Source organism: Pantoea sp. SGAir0183 (genome assembly GCF_043545505.1).
Window position 1 is genome coordinate 628,601 of sequence record NZ_CP028053.1, and the last position, 19,133, is coordinate 647,733.

The following is a 19,133-nucleotide window of genomic DNA, read 5'->3' on the forward strand; positions in this document are numbered from 1 at the left end:
AGGGCGATGCATGCAGGGTAAAAACGCAGCGGTTGCTGGTATGCACGCAGGATTGCAGCACTGAACAGTCAGTATGACGTCACTTACCTTCACAGATACAGATTAAGAAGATCATCATGCCGAATATTATCGACATTGAGCAAAACACGACAGAAGCAGAAATACTGCATCTCTTTCGCCGTGCGGGTGACACACTTCAGGCTGAAAATGCAGTGCTGGATGCGGTGATTCGTGACATCGTCATTCAGGGACAAAAGGTGACCAGTAAGGCCATCATCATACGTCTGATTGCCGAACTGGAATGCACGGAAGATAGCACCGAGTTGGCCGTGTTACGCCATTGCCTGGAAATTGTTGTGGGGCGAACATCCTCCAGGGACGATGCGTAAGATACAGCCTGCGCGGTCTCGCTGAATCTGTCATGGAATAAAAGCGCATCGCCCTGTACTGATAAAGCGGTATCGGTGCCACCGCTAGTCCGGTGCTTCATCATCTTAATGAAACTGTCGGGAAAGCAGGCGTATCGCTTCCTGACACGCTTTCTTTTCAAGCTGCTCTGTGCTCTGTTCACTGTAATTATGCAGTGAACTGACAATATCCTGAAGATGGAGCTCGCCATCGGGTTTAAGCAAACGCGCAACTATCGTACCAATAATGGAATAGATGTCTTGCATGGCGGTGTCATCACTCATTCGACCTCCGTCAGCGAAAACGTGCCTTTATTAATCAGCGCGTCGGTTATGTGAATACCTTTCAAGGCGCTTACTCGTGCAAAGCGTTTTTCAGAAAGTAGGGTGAGCCGCTGCCTGGCAGCGACTTAATGAAGGTGATGGATACTGAGATCACCGAGTTCTGTCGTTTGCGATTCAGCCGGACGAGAAATCATCTCCGCACGGATTTCTTCAATGGCCCGCAATGCTGCGCGAATGCGTACCTCATCACTTTCGGTATCCAGAAGCTGTTGCAGCCGCTCAAGGAGAAGGCGCCAGGAAATTGCCGCATCCTCATTCAGTAGCTGCGTCACCATCTCTCCGATGATGATGTCCGTCATTTTTTCGTCAAAAACGTTATTCATATACTCCCCGGAAGGCGGTTCTGAGACCGAAAGATTAGCACAGGTTTTTCCAGTGGGGGTTTGCTCAGCATCAAAATGAGACTGCACGGATGTGCAGGCGGCACTGCAATGGCACCGAAAACCTTTACTGGCTTTTTTTTGCGGGCAACAGAATAAGTTTCTTTGAGCAATCATTCAATTGTACATTGACGTATTTTTCATCTTTGCCAAAGAAAGAGCCCGGGCAGTGCCGGGCTCTGGCGGTCATGCTGCTGCATCGCCGGTTAACTGAGCAGGCGGTCAGGCTGTACGAAACACAGAAACCATGTCGCGCAAATCACTGGCCCGTTTTGCCAGTTCATCTGCGGATGACGCCGACTGCTCAACCAGTACTGCATTTTGCTGTGTCACCTGATCCATCTGGTTAACGGCAATATTAATCTGGCTTACGCCGCTGCTCTGCTCTTCAGACGATGATGAGATATCGCGAATCAGCTGAGAGGTTTGCTCTATGGCCTCTACGCTCTGCTTAACTTTGCTGCCCGCATCCTGCGCCAGCGTTAAGCCTTCATTCGACTGAACGACAGATTGCTCTATGAGACCTTTAATCTCTTTCGCGGCACCGGCTGAGCGCTGCGCCAGTGCGCGCACTTCGGCCGCTACTACGGCAAATCCTTTACCCAGTTCGCCGGCGCGAGCCGCTTCAACGGCGGCGTTAAGCGCCAGTATATTGGTCTGAAAGGCGATGCTGTCAATGACGGCGGTGATTTCCTCAATCTGGCTTGAGCTGCCACGAATCTTCTGCATTGTCGCCATGACAGCGTTCATCGCATCACCACTCATTAAGGCCGCATTAGTCGCCGATACGGCCATATCGGAGGCGTAACGTGTGTTATCGGCATTCTGTTTAATAATGGACGACAGTTGCTCCATACTGGCGGCGGTTTCAGCCAGCGAGGCGGCCTGTTCCTCCGTACGCGATGAGAGGTCGTTATTACCCATCGCAATTTCTTCCGACGAGTTGGCAATGGTTGACGCGTTATTTTTGATACTGGTCACTAACAGCGAAAGACGTAGCTGCATCTGCGCCAGGGCATTCAGCAGTTCGGCGATCTCATTATTGCCCGATACCGTTATTACGGTGGTTAGATCACCCGCTGCAACTTTACTGGCCACTGCCACCGCCTCTTTTACAGGGCGCGTGACCGAACGACTAATCATAAACGCCACAAAGACTGCAATGAGTGCTAACACCAGTAATGCGGCCAGCAGGATATACTGCGAATGACGACGTTGATCGATTTGATCGTTGAGCGTGATTGCCAGTTGCTGGCTGAGTTTGGTGCCAAGATCGTTATAGGCGTTAATCGCCTGGGTAAAGTCTTTTACGTAGTCCAGAGGCGTAATCTGCACGGTTTTCGTGATAAAGACGTTTTCCGCCATCTTAAGCACGCTGGCCGAACGTTGATAGGCGTCCTGCGCCTGCGCGGCAAAGTCAGTTTTCAGTCCTGGCTCTACGGTAAAGGCTTTATTCAGTACATTACTGAATTTCTCCAGTGCATTTCGGCCGCCTTCAAGTTGATATTCCATGGCGCCACGATAGGATTCGTCAGCTTTATCCCCCGCCGCAATGATGGACGTACCACTTGCCCGGATGCGCCCGAGCGTTTCGGTCAGCTCTGGCAGGCGGCCATAAATACTCATAATAAGTTGATAAGTATTCAGGTCGGCATCTAAAGAGAGACTATACAAATCAAGAATGTCTTGATTCGTGTCCAGCAGGTTTTGAATGAGTTGGGCATGATGCGTCAGGCTGCTCGACAGCGTTAACTTCCCCGTTAACACGTCCTGTTGTAGCTGTGACCATGCGGTCTGAACGTTTAAAAAACGCTGAGTGGGTTGTGCGCTGGCATCATATTGACGCAATTCAGAGGCTATTTTTTCATACATTGCATCGATCTGAGAAGCCAGCGCTACGCGTGGTGCGTTATCCAGCTTATTTTGGGAAATAGCGATGGCGCTTTCCGCACGATGGCGCTGTATCAGGTTAAGTAATGTCAGGATATCTTTTTCGATCGGTACGCCCTGTAACTCTTGTGTTTTTACGTTAATCGCTTCATTACCCGTCTGAATAAATAGATAGGTAGGTAATATAAATAAAACCAGAGCAAAAATACCGAGGATAAGAAATTTTGTCGGCAGGCCGAGTTTGTCGAGAATCTTTTTCATTACTTACGGTCCAGGTGGAGTGGTGTCTTTTGATAAAATCATCAAAATATAATTATGTTATGTTTTTACTGTAATAGAATGGAAATTTTTCGCTTATTATCAACGATCTGTTTGATTTAACGGCAGGGCGAGACCCATTTTTCACAGTGAAAGACAGTATAGAGTGCATTCTTCTGTTTATCATGTTAAAGATTCACTAAATTTTCTTTTCAGTGTGGCTAAGCCAAATTATTTTTCTTTTTTAATTTTCATCTAATCATAAATAGGTATGTATGGGATGCTTGTTATAAAAAAGCAGCCTCGCTCGCAAAGAATGAAAAAAAAATTAAAGTTATCCTGAGGGGTGACGATAATGGCGATCCTTATTTTTTAGTCAACAATAAAGTCTTACAGGGCTTTTACCGGGTAATATTCTGGTCAGATAATTAAAGCCATATGACTTATGATGAGTATCGCCACGTGCTCAATACCGGTTAAACATACATTCCGCTTACTCCCGCAAGACGTTTTCGAAGCTGAGGATTGTGTTGCAATCTCTGTGCCGCGTTTTGTGTCGCTGCGTGCGTCATCGCCTGCGTGTTTTCCTGCGCTTAAGTATTGTTTACAGTGAAGAAGTGGTACACGGTAAGGCACGCTCTGACGCCGCAGCGGCAAACGGCGAGTCTTCCCTGTTAACCACGATTGAATATTTTTTCTTATCGCCCGAAAGTAACCAATACAATGTTTTATTCTCTTTTTCTAAATGAAATTCTTCTCTTTTAGTTTAAGATTTAATATTCGTCAAATTAATTTTGTTTTTATTTAAAAGCTATAATTATCAATCATTTATTATTTTTTTTGTTGAGGTTGTGTTAATTTTTACTGTGGATTTTTCTTTTTTAACCGATATCTGTTTTTCACCATAAGCAGGGAGTCCATAATGAAAATTTCAACGCGCCTGACGATGAGTTTTGGCCTTTTAATTACGCTGTTTATTATCTGCACCTCAGTGGCCTATACCGGTATGAATAATGCCCGTAACGGCATGGATGAAGCCGTAAATGTCAAAATGAAGAAATACCGTGTGGGGATGGACATGTACGGTGGGTTACGTGACATGGCCGTCATTGTGCGTAACCTTGCCCTGATTAAGGATCCCGACCAAATGCAGCGAGAGTGGCAACGTATTGTCACGCAAAAAGCGAGCTATAAAGAGAACCGTGAGCGTCTGGCTGCAATGGTTGCCAGGGATTCAACGCCAAAGGCCAGAGAGGCCTTTGATAAGATAGTAAGTAGCGAGGGCCCGGTACTGGCGGCGCTGGAACATGCCGGCCAGCTTGGCTTACAAAATAAGCAGCAGGACGCGACGTCTTATCTGATAAAAACGGTTCGGCCATTGCAGGGGCAATTACTTGAGTCGCTGAAAGAGATGACCAGCCTGCAAATGGAAGACAGTGAAAAGTCCGTTGAAATCACCAGTCAAAATGTGCGCCGGGCCACGCTGATTCTGTTGATTCTTGCCTCCCTGTCGGTGGTCGTTTCCGTCGCAGCGGGGTATATGATTATACGCGTGCTGATGCGTCAGCTCGGTGGTGAACCTGCTCAGGCGCAGGCATTATCTGCGGCGATTGCCGGCGGCAATTTAACCGCACCGGTCACCTTGCGTGCCAACGATTCAACCAGTCTGCTTGCTTCTCTGGCGAATATGCAGTCCAGTTTGCGGCGTCTGGTTAGCCAAATCAAAGAGACCGCCGGCTCCGTCGCTTCGGCATCCGATGAAATTGCTCAGGGCAATACTGAGCTGTCATCACGTACAGAACAGCAGGCTGCGGCCCTACAGGAAACGGCGGCCAGTATGGAGCAGCTCACCGCCACGGTGAAGAGCAATACGGCCAGTGCACAACACACGGCTACCGTTGCCCGCGAGGCTGCAACCCTGGCGCGCAGCGGCGAGTCCGAAGTCCAGCGCATGTCTCATACCATGAATGACATCGCCCTGAGCGCGACAAAAGTACGCGACATCACAGGCGTAATTGAGAGCATTGCGTTTCAGACCAATATTCTGGCGTTAAATGCGGCGGTTGAGGCAGCGCGGGCGGGAGAGGGTGGGCGCGGTTTTGCCGTCGTCGCTGGCGAGGTCAGAATCCTGGCACAGCGTAGCGCCACTGCCGCAAAAGAGATCAAGGAACTGATTGAACATGCGGTGGAACAGGTGGATAGCGGCGTTCATGTCGCCGCCGGAACCGGAGAAAGTATTCTGAAGGTCGTTGGCATGGTCAATGCACTGGCGGGCGCAATGGATGAAATATCAATGGCTTCGTCAGAGCAGATGCAGGGGATCTCGCAGGTCAGCGTTGCCGTCAGTCAGATGGATGGGGTCACCCAGAATAACGCGGCGCTGGTTGAAGAATCCTCATCCGCCTCGCACTCCCTGTCAGAGCAGGCGCACACCTTACGCGGCATGGTTGAAGCATTTCAGGTTTGATCGCTTAACAGGGGCGGTAACGCCCCTTTTTTATATCACAGAGTCTGGCTTGCCCAGCCTCACGACAGGACATCCCCGCGTCGCCAGGCAATCGGGCCTGTCACTGAATGGTCAGTACAACCCGGCCAATCAGTTTGATGTCATCAATCCCACAATCAAAGGCCACGCCAATCCCGCTGACGTGGACTTTCCTGACCGGAATACGCGTCAGCGTTCTGACGCTGGCTGTGCCTTCAATTTCGACCAACCAGACGCCGTCATGCATATCTTCGAAGTCAGTATCGATGATGTATTGCGTGGTTTCGGCCAACAGTAAAAAAGCGTTGCGCGGTTCCTGCTTCAGGGGCGCATATAAGGCTTTATCCAGCATCACATAACCCGCATCCTCGATTTTTCCGCTGATTAGTCTTTTTCTAACCAGTGTCGGTGTGTCAGGTTTGCTTTCTGAGAACTTACTTCCTTTACCCGTAATCAACCATTGCAAGTCCGCCCCCGTTTCCATAACGCACTGCAAAACGATATCTGACGGAAAAACATCACGTTTATAGCGTGCAGACAGGCTGCTTGCGGCAATTCCAAGGTGATCTGCAAGCTGCATTTTCATGGTAAAGCCATAGGCATCGACAACGCGATCCAGAGCTTCAGCGCTCGAGTTCGGAAATTTGAAATTAGTATAAACGCTCATTTTCATTGACACTTAGATTTAGACTAAGTATCCTCCGGTTTTAGTTAGCTTTTGATTGATGCAGCAGCAGGCGGCTTTATCAGATAACGAAAGATTTTGCCTGATGAGGCCCATTTTTACAATCGTCATGCCGGAACCTTATCGCGTCGCTCACCTGTCTGCGTGTAACGGTCAGCACCGGTGAGATAAGGCAACAAGGGCGATTGTGTCGGTAAGCGCCGCGATTGCACGCAAGATGTGAGTGAAAGTGGTTTAACGCCTTGTCGTGCTGACACCGAGGCCAGTTGTCTTACCGTTTCGCTTAATGCTTAACAAAAGCCAGCGATGAGACAGGCGCGAATCCGTCATCAGGTACAGACACCATGATGTCAGTGACGGTGGCGACTGGTCAGTCAAACCCGATGCAAACTTTATCGGAGGAAAACAATGAGCCGCACCGTCCAGATAAAAAGCCCGCTATCCGCTTCGCATGCCGAAGCGCGTTTTGACAACGGCAGCAGCGAAAAGATGACCTTTGATGAATTTCGTCAGCGCTGGCGCTTGCTGCGCGACCGCAACCGTAACCCTGCGCTGCGGTACTTCAATCATCAAAATAACGATTTCAAATTCTGTGTTTTAACGCTGGTCAATCGTGACTGGCCCGGCAGTTTCAGGCAGGAAGATATTGGCAAACCTTTCGAGTGTTTCGATCAGTTACGTCGTGAACGCATCATCATGGCGATGAACAAGCTGGCGCGCTGGGGAAAGATATTGCCGCGACAGTTCTCAACGGCGGACTGCTTTTTGCCTGAATAAACCACCTAATCGTAACGCAATGACGTAAACCCGTCGGGCATGACTTTGCCCAAAATCTGGAGAGAAATGATGAACAGCGAAACCCATTCACTGAATGACGCCACAACCTTTACCCTCAATAAACTGCTTGATAACGAAAGAAAAGCCTGCGCACTGGCGGTCGCCAGACGGCTGAATGTTATGGCGGCGCATATTACGCGTCAGACATTAAAAGGCATTGAGGCTGCGGAACTGCTGCGCAACGAAGCTGAACGTTATGAAAACGAATCAGGAGCGCTGCGCTGATGACCGATACCATTGATGTCGCGCAGCAGCGCAGCGAAGAAATCCTGGCGCGCAATATTGCCCAGGTCACGCAACGGCCCGTGGCAATCAGCGCTTCGTTTTGTGAAGAGTGTGATGCACCGATTCCCGAGGCGCGCCGTCGCGCCGTTCAGGGCGTCACCCGCTGCCTGTCCTGTCAGGAAGTCAGCGAATTGCGCACACGTCTTCACCACGGACAGGCGCGATGATGACTTTTGCTTACCCCTGGAATGCACCCCTGCTGGCGATTGCCAGCCCATATCCCACTTATGACCAGCAGCAACACCGCGATCGCCTGATTGCGGCGTGGCTGCATGGGCAGAAAACCCTTAACGCCCAGGCCAGGATGGTGCAACTGGACGTCCGGCGTCGCATGGCGTTACTTGAAAAGCAACAGGGCACAGCCCGGGCTAATGCGTACTTAGCAAAAACCTTTGTTGAGCGTACATTACCGCGTGTTGAGTCAGTCAACCAGCGCTACCAGTTGCATGCCATGCGTCCCGGCATCGTGGCGCAGCTATCCCGAACGCTGTCGTGCCCGCAAGGTGCAGCCAGAGCGGCCGGCACATTGTGGGAACTGATGAAGCGGTTTAACCGCCTGCCGGATATGTCCCGTGCTGATGTTGACTTACTCGCGGGCGATATTGCCAGCTTTATTCATGCAGAACTGGTGCAGTTGCATGCCAGCAACAGTGACAGGACGGATTACCGTTATGTCCATCACCTCTACACAACCGCAGCTATCATCACCCGTGAGCTGGGACAAACGCCACCGCTCTGGGAAACGGTCAGTACTCGCTTCTTCTGTCCCGACGATGTTACCGCCGCCATCCTGCGTATGCAGGCAGAGAAATGGTGGAAAGGACAGTTGCGTCGTCTCAGCGCCTTCTGGCGAGAACATCTGCATATTGCCTTAGCCAACGTCAGCAAAAAGCGGTCACCTTATGCCAGCCCGATGGCGGTCGCGGAATGGCGGGAACAACGTCGACGCACTCGTGACTTCCTGCAGAGTATGGATCTGGAAGATGAGGAGGGAAACCGCATCAGCCTGATCGAAAAATATGACGGCAGTGTGGCCAATCCAGCCATTCGTCGTGCGGAACTCATGACACGCATTCGTGGCTTTGAAACCCTTTGTCAAAATATGGGCTTCCGGGCGGAGTTTTATACTTTAACCGCCCCTCTCGCTATCACGCCACCTTGCAAACGGGCCACCGCAATGCGAAATGGAACGGGGCCAGCCCGGCGGACACGCAGCGCTATCTTTGCACGCTCTGGCAGCGAGTCCGTGCCAAACTGCATCGAAATAACATCAGTATTTTTGGTCTGCGCGTTGCTGAGCCCCATCACGATGGTACACCGCACTGGCACATGCTGATGTTTATGCGCCCTGAGGACGTCAGTCGGGTAAGTGAGATCCTGCGTGATTATGCCTGCCAGCAGGACAGCGATGAGCTGAACAGCGCCCGCGCACGCAAAGCGCGTTTTCATGCGGAAGCCATTGACCCAGCAAAAGGCAGCGCGACAGGCTATATCGCTAAATACGTAGCAAAAAACATTGATGGCTATGCGCTCGAAGGCGAGCGGGATCATGAAAGCGGAAAGCCGCTGAAGGAAACGGCGATGGCCGTCTCGGCCTGGGCGGCCCGCTGGCGTATCCGCCAGTTTCAGTTTATTGGCGGTGCACCCGTCACGGTTTATCGCGAACTGCGCCGCCTGGCTGATCTGCAAAGCGCTCATGGTCCGGGCGAGGCGTTTGCTGCCGTACATGCTGCGGCTGATGCCGGTCAATGGGCAGCGTACACCGATGCCCAGGGCGGCCCCTTCGTTAAACGTGACGCACTTACCGTGCGTGTCTGGTATCAGCCCGATGAAAATTGTAATGCCTTTGGCGAGGAAACGCAGTCGATTAAAGGTGTTTATGCCACGGCGACAGGGCCCGGCGCGCCCGTGTTGACCCGGCTGAAAACATGGAAAGTTGTGCCTAAACGCGCTGAAGAAGAGAACGGCCAGAAACCGCAGCCGGCGTTGCGGTCTTGGAGTTCTGTTAATAACTGTACGTCTCAGACATATCTTCTTTCTGATAGCGGGACATTATCTGCGGAGGCGCGGAATAAAGTCGGGTTCGGGAACGGTACAGGTCAGAAGCCTTTTCAGTGCCCACACACAACCCAGTCTGTCGCATTCTCCGGCACGGTTTTTAAGCCGGACAGCCGGACAGCGTTGACGGTGCCGCCGCGTTATCGTGACAGGCAGGCCTGGCCTGATCCGGACGAAAACAGGTGGGTTAAAAGGCCAGATTTTTAAACTATAAACAGTAAAAATCTATTGATTTTTCTTACGCTTCTGCAGGTCAGTGCCGCAGGTTTGTCTTAAGGGAAGGTTAATAAAAGTTGATGCCTATCAACATGATATAATTTTTTACCAACTATCTTAAAACGCTTCCACAGTTAATCAATGCTATGATACTGTATGTATGTACAGTGTTTATTTTGGGGGAGGGAATTGTGGGAAATGAATTACATGAGCGAGTTATGCTTGAGCGCGTTGAGCTTATCGCCAGGCTCACCAGTGAAGGGGCCTGCGGCGAACGAGACAGGGAAATTGCGTTAAATTTGATTGCTGAACTCGCAGCTAACTACACCCTTTCCGATAACCGATTTTCCGTTGTCTTTTCGGCTACGCCTTTAAAAAAACCATGATGCCGGCGTTCTCACTGTAACGTCAGCGGGTTGTCTGTCGCCTGAGCCCACCCAAAGGATGATGTGGGCTCAGGCGCGGGCAGCGGTCCGGGCAAACAGACCTTCACTTCGATCGGTCTTTAGCGTTCCTTTCTGTCATGTCAGGCCACAAAAAACGCCAGGTAGTTGTCACGTTCCTTTCCCGTTTCACTGCTTCATCCGGCCGCAGACGCTCATCGTTAATCACGCATTTTTCTTTCCCGTTTCGCTGCCTCTTCCGCCTGCGGATCATCACGGCTAAAACACGCACCTTCCTTTCCCGTTTTATTGCCTCTTCCGGTCGTTGAACCTCATCGTTAAAACGCGCGCTTTTCTTCCTTCCTGCCGTTTTTTTAGCCGGATTCATCCCATTTTTACTGCCTTTGCCCGCTCACTGTTGAGCGGGCGCTCCCGCGTTGAGCAATGCGCTGCTGAAGCAGACACTACTCCTGTCGCGCGCTGGCAACGCAGGCCGCGCTGAGCACATGTCCCCTGTTTACCGCATGGCCTGAGCTTTATGAAACCTGCTTTTGCGACAGGAGATATGGCCTGGCGATGCGGTGCCGGTAATGCAGGCTACCGCTGACAACATTTCGCCCAGCCAACCATGGTTTTTATGCTCATAAGGGGCCAATCAATGCTGATTTATGCACGACAGGAAGAAACGGTTGATGAGATTTGCTGGCGTTATTACGGACGCACGCAGCAGGCGGTTGAACAGGTTTATGCCGCCAATCCTGGCCTGGCAGAAAAAGGCCCAACCTTACCGCACGGATGCAAAGTGGTCTTACCGGATCTGCCCCAGGCGGCTACTGGTGAGACGCTCAATCTGTGGGATTAGTGCCAATGGAAAAAATCAGTTCTCTGATTAATTACCTCATCGGGATTGTCCTGATGTGGTTTGGACGTCACACACCACAGGATATCGCTTTTATGGTGGGCTCTGGCGTTGCTGTGTTAACGATGTGCATCAATGTCGCAACCTTTTTTATCAACTGGTATTACCGCCGCAAAACCTACGAGCTGCAGCAGCGCAACGTTAAGGGGCTGAATTTTGAGCCAGACCGCTAAGCGATGTGCCGTCGCCGCCGTGCTGGCCATGGCCGCACTGCTACCGCAAATCAAGATGCTAAAAACCTCCGAAGCCGGACTCAGGCTGATTGCTGATGCCGAAGGGTGCCGCACGTCACCTTATCAGTGCAGCGCCGGCGTCTGGACTAATGGCATTGGCCATACGCAGGGTGTTACGCCTGCCAGCGTGGTGAACGAGCGCCAGGCGGCAGTCAACCTGGTTTATGACGTCATGCGCGTTGAGCGCGGCATTGATCAGTGCATGACACGTGACATGCCATCCGAGGTCTACGACGCGGTGGTGTCCTTTGGCTTTAACGTCGGCGTACATGCCGCCTGTAACTCCTCGCTGGCGGGCTTCATTAACCGTGGCCGCTGGCGCGATGCCTGCCTGCAGCTCAGACGCTGGGTCTATGTCAAAGGGACGTATAACGCCGGGCTGGATAACCGTCGCCAGCGTGAAATGGCCTGGTGCCTGAAGGGGGCAGGATGATGCGACTGATGGTGATTGCGATCGTGACGTTACTTGCGGCACTGGGGGCCGGCGGCTGGCGTCTCAGCGTCATCGAGGCGCGGCTGGACAAGGCACAGCACAAGGCCGCGGCGCTGGCCGCCGACCTGAGCAACCGGGAGAAGGCCATCGATCAACTCAACCGGGATAGTCAGGCCAGCCGAAAACGTGAGGCCGAACTGCGGCTACAGCAAAACCAGGCCAGCGCTCAGGCGCTGAACCGCGAAACGACAATCAGAAGAGAAACCGATGCGAATCCCGCTTTACGTGCCTGGAGTGCGACTGCTTTGCCTGCTGACGTTATCCGGCTGCACAGCCGTCCCGCCTTCAGCAATGCCCGAGATTATCTGGACTGGCTGTCCACGCGTGACCAGTTGCCCCATCCCGGAGAACCGCCTGCAAACGCAGGGTGATTTGGCGGCAGATAACCGCCAGTTAGAGGCTGCGCTCGCATCGTGCGGGTTGCAGGTAGAGATGATTAAAGCGTGCCAGGAGCAGCATGATGTTGAAAGCAACCCAACTCCGTCAGGTGCTGATAAACAGCGTTCCGCTGCTACAGCAAAATCCTGACAACCTGACCATCGATATTCAGTCCGGCAGTCTGGTCTCCACCCTCGCCAGCTCGCTGTCGTTTGAATACCACTTTCAGCTGGCTGTCGTCATTACTCAGTATGCCGACGATATTGATCTGATCATGGTGCCCGTGCTGGCCTGGCTGCGGGAAAACCAGCCCGACATCATGGTGTCGGAGGAAAAACGCCGCACCGGCTTTACCTTCACGCTCGATGCCACGGGCGAGGGGAAGCACACCGTGACGGTCACGCTCCAGCTGACCGAACGTGTCTGGGTTGAGCAGCAGGAAGGTGGATTACACATCACGCATCTGCCGGAACCTGCGCTGCCAGAAAACGATGCGCGGCCCTGGCAGTTGTATATCAAAGGCAAGCTGGTCAGCGAATGGAAGGCATAGCCACTGCCGCTTTTGCTGAGGCGCTGTTTAGTCATTTCTGAGTAAACGGCATTCGATTGCTGCTTTTCTCCTGCAACGTGAAACTACTGCCATGAACGAGCAAATATTAGAAATCAAGCGCTTGCTGCGCAACATGGTCCGCATCGGTACTGTCTCCGACGTCAATCTGGAGGCGGGCACCTGCCGTGTAAAGACCGGTGATAACACCACTGACTGGCTGCACTGGCTGACAGCCCGGGCGGGACGCACCCGTACCTGGAATGCCCCTTCGGTTGGCGAGCAGGTGTTGATCATGAGCCTGGGCGGCGAGCTGAACAGCGGCTTTGTTTTGCCCGGTGTGTTTTCGGATGCCAGTCCGGCGCCATCGGCCTCTGCGGATGCGCTGCACTGCTCCTTTCCCGATGGGGCGGTAATTGAATATGAGCCCCAGACCGGCGCGCTGAAAGCGGAGGGGATCCAGACTGCCACTCTCAAGGCGACCGTTAAAATCCTGCTGGATACGCCCGAGGTGGAGTGCACAACGTTACTCAAAACCGCCACGCTGGAAGTCACCCAGGGCGGCACCATGAAGGGCGACGTATCGCACAGCGGCGGCAGTTTCGCCTCCAATGGCAAAGTGCTGCATACGCACCAACATCCGGGCGACAGCGGTGGGACAACAGGAGCGCCATTATGACAACAGCACGCTACAGCGGTATGAGCCGCGAAACGGGTACGACGCTGGAAGAGCTGGATCACATCCGACAATCCGTGCGCGACATTTTAACCACGCCACTCGGGTCGCGGGTGATGCGCCGTGATTATGGCTCGCTACTGTCGGCGCTGATTGACCAGCCGCAAAACGACACGCTGCGTCTGCAAATCATGTCGGCCTGTTATATGGCGCTGCTGCAGTGGGAGCCGCGCATCAGCCTGACCGGCATCAATTTTGAGTCTGCGTTTGACGGCGGGATGGTGGTGGAAATCACCGGCAACCGTGCGGATACCGCGCAGGATTTTTCGTTAACCGTCCCTGTGAGTTGAATCATGCCTACTATCGACCTGAGCCAGCTGCCTGCGCCAAATGTGGTGGAAACGCTGGACTATGAAACGCTGCTTGCGGAACGCAAGGCGACATTGATTTCGCTCTATCCTGCTGACCAGCAGGCGTCGGTTGCCCGCGTACTGGCGCTGGAGTCGGATCCGCTGGTGAAGCTCCTGCAGGAGAACGCGTACCGGGAAGTTATCCTGCGCCAGCGCGTTAACGAGGCGGCAAAGGCGGTGATGGTTGCCTGGGCCAACGGCAGCGATCTGGATCAACTGGGCGCAAATAACGGCGTGACGCGGCTGGTACTGACTGCTGCAGATCCCACCGCCACGCCGCCTGTTGAAGCCGTAATGGAGCGCGACGAAGATTTTCGCGCCCGCATTGCTGCCGCCTTTGAGGGGCTGAGTGTGGCAGGGCCATCGGGTGCCTATGAGTTTCATGCGCGCAGTGCCGACGGACGCGTCGCCGATGCTTCCGCCATCAGTCCGTCTCCTGCCAGCGTCACCATTACCGTGCTGTCACGCGAAGGCAACGGCGTGGCGGATAACGATCTGCTGGCAATCGTGGATGCCGCCCTGAACGATGAAGATGTACGACCGGTCGCCGACCGCGTCACTGTTCAGTCGGCTCAGATTGTGGATTATCGCGTCGAGGCCACGCTGTACCTCTATCCCGGCCCCGAAGCCGAACCTATTCGCGCTGCCTCAGAAGCAAAACTGCAGGCGTTCGTGAACACCCAGGCACGTTTGGGCCGCGATATCCGTAAGTCTGCGCTTTACGCCGCCCTGCACGTCGAAGGCGTACAGCGTGTCGAACTGGCGCAGCCGACTGCGGATGTGGTGCTGGATAAAACCCAGGCGGCGTTCTGCACCGGTTATCAGATCACGGTAGGAGGTTCTGATGAGTAAACGCCTGCTGCCCACCGGATCTTCGGCACTGGAAGTGGCGGCGGCGGAAGCCTGCGCAACGCTGGAGGCCATCCCTGCGCCGATGCGCATGTTGTGGAATGCTCAGACCTGCCCGGTCGAGCTGCTGCCTTATCTGGCCTGGGCCTGGTCGGTTGACCGTTGGGATTCAGGCTGGAGCGAAAGCACCAAGCGCAGCGTGGTTGCCGCATCGGAATACATCCATAAGCACAAGGGAACGATTGGATCGCTGCGCCGTGTGGTGGAGCCGCTTGGCTATCTAATCCGCATCAAGGAATGGTGGAACACCAACGAAGCGCCGGGCACATTCCGCCTGGACGTGGGCGTGCTGGAAACCGGTATCACTGAGGCCATGTACAACGAGCTGGAGCGATTAATTGCCGATGCCAAGCCGGTCAGCCGTCATCTGACGGGGTTATCCATCAATCTGGACAGCACCGGCACCGTTCCTGTTGCGGCCGCCAGTTACAGTGGCGATGAGCTTACCGTTTATCCCTATACACCTGAAGTTATCACCGCAGGCGGTTCCGGTTACACCGGCGCAGCGGTCCATCTTATTGACCTGACGGAAGTGAGAGCATGACAACGAAATATTTTGCCATACTGACCAATCAGGGCGCGGCTAAGCTGGCCAATGCCGCGGCCCTGGGTACCCAACTGCAAATCACCCAAATGGCGGTGGGGGATGGCGGCGGCACCTTGCCCACGCCCGATCCTGCACAGACCAAACTGGTCGGCGAAAAGCGACGCGCCGCACTGAATTCACTGAAGGTGGATGCGGCGAACACCAGCCAGATCATTGCTGAGCAGATTATCCCTGAAGGTGAAGGCGGCTTCTGGATCCGCGAAATTGGCCTGTATGACGCCGATGGCGTTATGGTTGCGGTGGCAAACTGCGCGGAGACTTACAAGCCACAACTTCAGGAAGGCAGCGGCCGTACCCAGACCGTGCGCATGATTCTGATCGTGAACAGCACCAGTGCCGTCACATTAAAGATTGATCCTTCGGTGGTGCTGGCCACGCGCCAGTATGTGGATGACAAAGTCATCGAAGTGAAAGCCTATACCGACGACGTGATGAAGAAGCATGTCGATGCGGCAAACCCTCATAGCCAGTATCTGCAAACGGCTAAAGCGCTGGCAGAGATTAAAGATGCGGGGCTGGTGGCGGAGGTTCTCAAAAACCTCGGTTTTGTAGAAGCGGTTCAAAATGAAATTTCGCGCTCCCGAGGCGTTAAACAATTCACGAGTAACGGCAAGTTCCAGGTCCCGGATGGCGTAAGCACTGTCTACTTATCCGGATGTGCTGCTGGAGGCGGCGGGGGCGGGGGCGGTTGCCGTACAAACACCAGTGAATTTGGCGGCGGTGGCGGTGGCGGTGGCGCTGGACAGTCAGTTATTAAGCGCGCCATAACAGTTAAGCCTGGAGAAATGATCGATGTAGTCATCGGGGCTGGTGGTGCCGGTGGAACCACGTCAGTAAACTCCGATGGCAAAGCTGGAGGAGTTGGTGGCAATACTGTTTTTGGCAATTATTTGACCCTCATCGCCGGTCAGGGTGGAGACCCTGGTGGTGGTGGTTCAGCGCAGTATGGTGGGGCTGGTGGGGGAGGATATCCTCGTGGAAGCACTGGAAATGATGGAGCAGGAACAACGGGCTCGACGATTGGAACAGGTTGCGGCGGCGCAGGCGCGTCATGTCCATTCGGTGGAGGCGGTGGCTCCGTTCGCTCATCTTCCGCAGGTAGTGCTGGAGGCCAAAATGGTTACGTTGGTGATGGTTATGGTGCTGGCGGTGCAGGTGGTTCAACAGGAATAAATGGTAAAGGGGCTATGGGGCAGCCAGGTTTAGTCATAGTCGAATGGTAACTGGGAAAAAATTTTTTCTCACCAAAATTTAATAACCCTGAAGAAATAATCCGGCCAGAAATAATTAAAAATATTCAATCTTTCCATGGTTAATTTTTAATTTATATTTTTTTGAGGGTTATTTTTAAAAATATACTTCAGCATAAGTTTATTAACGCAATCCATAACAGTTGAAGCCATAACCTGGAATCATTTACTAATCATTTTATAAGCATCTTTTTGATGTTTATGGGATTTAAAGTAAGACCCGCTGTCGCGGGTCTTTTTTCGAAGTGATGTTCATTTCCTGGGTGGCACGAACATACCTTTTACATACTCCCAACCTTCTTCAGGCTTAATTTCACACTCTGTGATATCAACCCACTGGATAGAAGGATGGAACAATTCCGTTATATCATCTTCCGTTGAAAATAGTTCTCTTACTGTACTTTTTTCAATTCGCGCATAGTTTTTCATGCATATTCCTCAATGATAATAATGCCATCGCCACCGCTCCCTCCATTTTGAGCAGAAGAATTACTAACAGAAAATGCACCACCGCCGCCTGATCCAAACGCGCCAGGATCACCAGACAAAGATGAGCCTGCAGCAATAGGATTTCCCCCTCCACAGAAAAACGATGCGCCACCACCTCCACTCTCATAGCCCGAGCTTAAGGTAATTGCTGGGGTTCCTGCAGAGCCTCTGACATTCATGTGATTACTACCATAGCCAATACCACTGCCGCCGTTAGAAAGTAAGCGATTCTCTCCGTAGTTAAATGCCGTACCACTTGCCGCTCGAGCACCGCTTGATGCAGAGAGGTATCTACCAAAACTGCTGCTTTGCCCTGATTGCGGCTCGTTACCACCGACTCCACCAGAACCACCCTTTCCGACGGTTAGCAATATGGGAAACTCAAGCTCATCGACTGAATGCCAGGAGATAGCGGTACCACCCGCCCCTCCACCTGAGCCAACCGCTCCCTGATTTGCTCCAACTGCAGAAGTCCCACCGCCACCGCCGCCGCCTCCTGTAACGATTATTTTTAGTAGTCTCGCGGTCGGTTTTGCATAAGTCGTATTTTGACTGAAAATATTTACCTTCAATAATCGGCCAAAAAGCTTTTCGTCTAAACCGAGGTTTGTATCCTCTTTTTATTATTGGCACAAAGCCCGGAAAAACTTTAAAACCTCGGTTTAGGCGAAGGCTCTGCTTTGCCGGTTGGCGTGCCGGTTCCCTGGCCTTCGGAAAATCCGCCAACTGGGTGGCTAAAGTGTAATGGTGCCGCTTTCAGCGCTGCCACCTATCCGCTTCTGGCTAGAGCCTATCCATCGCTTAAATTACCGGATTTGCGTGGGAATTTATACGTGGCTGGGATGATGGGCGTAACATTGATAACGGAAGAACAGTGCTTTCTGCACAGGATGATGCGTTTCGCTCACATAACCACCGTTTTGTTAACGAATATGGTACTCCAACACCCAATATTGTTGCCTATACAGATCAAAATAGTGAGTCTGTTGATGTCACAAACCAACCGGGCAATCGTTGTCACACTTATATTTTTATGGAAAACACGGGTGGATCAGAGACACGACCACGCAACATTGCATTTAATTATATTTTGAGGGCTGCATAATGTTAAGAGCTCAATTGGATAAAAATCTCATAGCTATTAACTATGGGGAAATTAGTGTTTATAATTATGATGGTGTTTCTCGTGAATATCTTTCAACTATCACTGAAACTCTTGCTAAAGGAGTAGGACTTCCTGCTAATTCATGTGTCGATGCTCCCTTAGAAAAAAAAGAGGGCATGAAGGTTTGCAGAACTAAAGACCTTTCTGCATGGGAATATATTAGTGATCATCGCGGTGAAACTGTCTACAACACTGAGACAGGAGAATCATTTATTATAACTGAACTGGGTGATTACCCAACCAATACAACTTCAAAAGTTCCAGCTTCAGAGTACTGTAAATGGGATGGTGAAAACTGGGTTGAGGATTTTTCGCTTAAACATGAAGCCGATAAAAAAATTGCAGAAAAACATCGAGAAGATATTTTAAATAGTATCGATAAGACAATCTCCGATTGGAAGATTGAACTTTTGCTTGGTGACATTAGCGATAATGACAAAGCAAAACTATCAGCGTGGATGGCATACAAGTCTGCAGTGAAAGCCGTCGATGTATCGACGGCACCTGAAGTTAACTGGCCGCAAAAACCGGAATAATTAAAGTGTTCCTCAAGAATGACAGATAGCGAGGCTCGCTATCTGTTAACTCAGCTTGGTTATGAGAATTTTTCACTCTTTGGACAGGGAAACAATAGAAACCCACTTGTCTTTTAGGCCATTTGAAACTGTAGAAATACAACAATTATTTTCTATTGAAATATTATTTGAGTAGATTAATTCCAGAACCAAGTCAACGTCATCTTAAAAAAATGAATAATTTATCTTTTCAATAGTGAGCTTAACCATGGCTTGTTTTATACTAAAAAAGCCAGCCACTTTATTCCGCAGA

Annotated in this window: 24 protein-coding genes and 2 pseudogenes; 20 read left to right on the forward strand and 6 right to left on the reverse strand. The window is 51.8% G+C overall.

All coding sequences use genetic code 11. From position 1 onward, the window contains the following. The first annotated feature begins 116 nt into the window (after nucleotides 1-116). Nucleotides 117-389 carry a biofilm development regulator YmgB/AriR family protein gene (locus C1N59_RS03015; protein ID WP_394550273.1) on the forward strand — a complete coding sequence of 91 codons (273 nt, stop codon included), beginning with the start codon at nucleotides 117-119 and terminating at the stop codon, nucleotides 387-389. A 105-nt stretch (nucleotides 390-494) separates the two neighbouring features. Here C1N59_RS03015 and C1N59_RS03020 read toward each other — a convergent pair whose 3' ends face one another. The 3 genes from C1N59_RS03020 to C1N59_RS03030 form a co-directional block, all read right to left on the reverse strand. Beyond that, nucleotides 495-692 carry a hypothetical protein gene (locus C1N59_RS03020; protein ID WP_394550274.1) on the reverse strand — a complete coding sequence of 66 codons (198 nt, stop codon included), beginning with the start codon at nucleotides 690-692 and terminating at the stop codon, nucleotides 495-497. Nucleotides 693-817: 125 nt separating this feature from the next. Then, nucleotides 818-1,075, reverse strand: coding sequence for a hypothetical protein (locus C1N59_RS03025; RefSeq protein ID WP_033739939.1), 258 nt, complete (start codon nucleotides 1,073-1,075; stop codon nucleotides 818-820). Between the two features lie 279 nt (nucleotides 1,076-1,354). Next, entirely contained in the window at nucleotides 1,355-3,283 is a 1,929-nt protein-coding gene (locus C1N59_RS03030; RefSeq protein ID WP_394550276.1) for a methyl-accepting chemotaxis protein, read from the reverse strand. 919 nt (nucleotides 3,284-4,202) lie between these two features. Here C1N59_RS03030 and C1N59_RS03035 point away from each other — a divergent pair. Then, on the forward strand, nucleotides 4,203-5,747 hold the full coding sequence (locus C1N59_RS03035; RefSeq protein WP_394550277.1) for a methyl-accepting chemotaxis protein: 1,545 nt from the start codon (nucleotides 4,203-4,205) through the stop codon (nucleotides 5,745-5,747). A gap of 100 nt (nucleotides 5,748-5,847) precedes the next feature. Here the strand turns inward: C1N59_RS03035 and C1N59_RS03040 are convergent, their stop codons facing one another. Continuing rightward, entirely contained in the window at nucleotides 5,848-6,432 is a 585-nt protein-coding gene (locus tag C1N59_RS03040) for a phage repressor protein CI (protein ID WP_054633073.1), read from the reverse strand. Between the two features lie 426 nt (nucleotides 6,433-6,858). On the opposite strand from C1N59_RS03040, the gene C1N59_RS03045 reads away from it, so the two are divergent. The 16 genes and pseudogenes from C1N59_RS03045 to C1N59_RS03120 all read left to right on the forward strand — a co-directional run bounded on the left by C1N59_RS03045 (nucleotide 6,859) and on the right by C1N59_RS03120 (nucleotide 16,624). After that, the gene (locus C1N59_RS03045; RefSeq protein WP_394550278.1) at nucleotides 6,859-7,227 is read left to right on the forward strand and encodes a hypothetical protein; all 369 of its coding nucleotides are present in this window, start codon (nucleotides 6,859-6,861) and stop codon (nucleotides 7,225-7,227) included. Nucleotides 7,228-7,293: 66 nt separating this feature from the next. Further along, nucleotides 7,294-7,512, forward strand: coding sequence for a DUF2732 family protein (locus C1N59_RS03050; protein ID WP_394550279.1), 219 nt, complete (start codon nucleotides 7,294-7,296; stop codon nucleotides 7,510-7,512). Further along, nucleotides 7,512-7,739: a TraR/DksA family transcriptional regulator gene (locus tag C1N59_RS03055; RefSeq protein ID WP_394550281.1), complete on the forward strand. Its 228-nt coding sequence runs from the start codon at nucleotides 7,512-7,514 to the stop codon at nucleotides 7,737-7,739. Before C1N59_RS03050 ends, C1N59_RS03055 begins: the two co-directional genes overlap by 1 nt. Then, nucleotides 7,736-9,837, forward strand: a pseudogene (locus C1N59_RS03060) (replication endonuclease). Before C1N59_RS03055 ends, C1N59_RS03060 begins: the two are co-directional and overlap by 4 nt. Nucleotides 9,838-10,064: 227 nt before the next feature. Further along, complete coding sequence (locus tag C1N59_RS03065; RefSeq protein ID WP_226374750.1) at nucleotides 10,065-10,232, forward strand: hypothetical protein; 168 nt, start codon at nucleotides 10,065-10,067, stop codon at nucleotides 10,230-10,232. Between the two features lie 655 nt (nucleotides 10,233-10,887). Then, nucleotides 10,888-11,091 (forward strand): tail protein X, encoded by a 204-nt coding sequence (locus tag C1N59_RS03070; RefSeq protein WP_033739932.1) that lies wholly within the window; start codon nucleotides 10,888-10,890, stop codon nucleotides 11,089-11,091. Between the two features lie 5 nt (nucleotides 11,092-11,096). Beyond that, nucleotides 11,097-11,321 carry an HP1 family phage holin gene (locus C1N59_RS03075; protein ID WP_033739930.1) on the forward strand — a complete coding sequence of 75 codons (225 nt, stop codon included), beginning with the start codon at nucleotides 11,097-11,099 and terminating at the stop codon, nucleotides 11,319-11,321. Then, on the forward strand, nucleotides 11,305-11,814 hold the full coding sequence (locus C1N59_RS03080) for a lysozyme (RefSeq protein WP_394550283.1): 510 nt from the start codon (nucleotides 11,305-11,307) through the stop codon (nucleotides 11,812-11,814). The genes C1N59_RS03075 and C1N59_RS03080 overlap by 17 nt, the downstream gene beginning before the upstream one ends. Continuing rightward, entirely contained in the window at nucleotides 11,811-12,245 is a 435-nt protein-coding gene (lysB, locus tag C1N59_RS03085) for an Rz-like lysis system protein LysB (protein WP_394550285.1), read from the forward strand. Before C1N59_RS03080 ends, lysB begins: the two co-directional genes overlap by 4 nt. Further along, nucleotides 12,127-12,402, forward strand: coding sequence for an Rz1-like lysis system protein LysC (gene lysC, locus C1N59_RS03090; RefSeq protein ID WP_226374589.1), 276 nt, complete (start codon nucleotides 12,127-12,129; stop codon nucleotides 12,400-12,402). Before lysB ends, lysC begins: the two co-directional genes overlap by 119 nt. Next, nucleotides 12,332-12,802, forward strand: coding sequence for a phage tail protein (locus tag C1N59_RS03095; RefSeq protein ID WP_080752832.1), 471 nt, complete (start codon nucleotides 12,332-12,334; stop codon nucleotides 12,800-12,802). Before lysC ends, C1N59_RS03095 begins: the two co-directional genes overlap by 71 nt. 91 nt (nucleotides 12,803-12,893) lie before the next feature. Next, nucleotides 12,894-13,478 (forward strand): phage baseplate assembly protein V, encoded by a 585-nt coding sequence (locus C1N59_RS03100; RefSeq protein ID WP_394550288.1) that lies wholly within the window; start codon nucleotides 12,894-12,896, stop codon nucleotides 13,476-13,478. Further along, nucleotides 13,475-13,825 (forward strand): GPW/gp25 family protein, encoded by a 351-nt coding sequence (locus C1N59_RS03105; RefSeq protein WP_172913629.1) that lies wholly within the window; start codon nucleotides 13,475-13,477, stop codon nucleotides 13,823-13,825. Before C1N59_RS03100 ends, C1N59_RS03105 begins: the two co-directional genes overlap by 4 nt. A 3-nt stretch (nucleotides 13,826-13,828) precedes the next feature. After that, on the forward strand, nucleotides 13,829-14,737 hold the full coding sequence (locus tag C1N59_RS03110) for a baseplate assembly protein (RefSeq protein WP_394550290.1): 909 nt from the start codon (nucleotides 13,829-13,831) through the stop codon (nucleotides 14,735-14,737). Then, nucleotides 14,730-15,338 (forward strand): phage tail protein I, encoded by a 609-nt coding sequence (locus tag C1N59_RS03115; RefSeq protein WP_033739917.1) that lies wholly within the window; start codon nucleotides 14,730-14,732, stop codon nucleotides 15,336-15,338. The genes C1N59_RS03110 and C1N59_RS03115 overlap by 8 nt, the downstream gene beginning before the upstream one ends. Continuing rightward, complete coding sequence (locus C1N59_RS03120) at nucleotides 15,335-16,624, forward strand: phage tail protein (RefSeq protein ID WP_394550292.1); 1,290 nt, start codon at nucleotides 15,335-15,337, stop codon at nucleotides 16,622-16,624. Before C1N59_RS03115 ends, C1N59_RS03120 begins: the two co-directional genes overlap by 4 nt. A 279-nt stretch (nucleotides 16,625-16,903) precedes the next feature. Here the strand turns inward: C1N59_RS03120 and C1N59_RS03125 are convergent, their stop codons facing one another. Beyond that, a complete protein-coding gene (locus C1N59_RS03125) occupies nucleotides 16,904-17,080 on the reverse strand; it encodes a hypothetical protein (RefSeq protein ID WP_185200640.1) in 177 nt (58 codons plus the stop codon). Next, nucleotides 17,077-17,712: a glycine-rich domain-containing protein gene (locus C1N59_RS03130; protein WP_394550294.1), complete on the reverse strand. Its 636-nt coding sequence runs from the start codon at nucleotides 17,710-17,712 to the stop codon at nucleotides 17,077-17,079. The genes C1N59_RS03125 and C1N59_RS03130 overlap by 4 nt, the downstream gene beginning before the upstream one ends. Before the next feature lie 81 nt (nucleotides 17,713-17,793). Between C1N59_RS03130 and C1N59_RS03135 the strand changes: the two are divergent. Both C1N59_RS03135 and C1N59_RS03140 read left to right on the forward strand, forming a co-directional pair. Continuing rightward, nucleotides 17,794-18,245 (forward strand): annotated as a pseudogene (locus C1N59_RS03135) (phage tail protein); the annotation flags it as partial. Beyond that, nucleotides 18,245-18,841 (forward strand): tail fiber assembly protein, encoded by a 597-nt coding sequence (locus C1N59_RS03140; protein WP_058702818.1) that lies wholly within the window; start codon nucleotides 18,245-18,247, stop codon nucleotides 18,839-18,841. The pseudogene C1N59_RS03135 and the gene C1N59_RS03140, both read left to right, overlap by 1 nt. Nucleotides 18,842-19,133 lie beyond the last annotated feature (292 nt).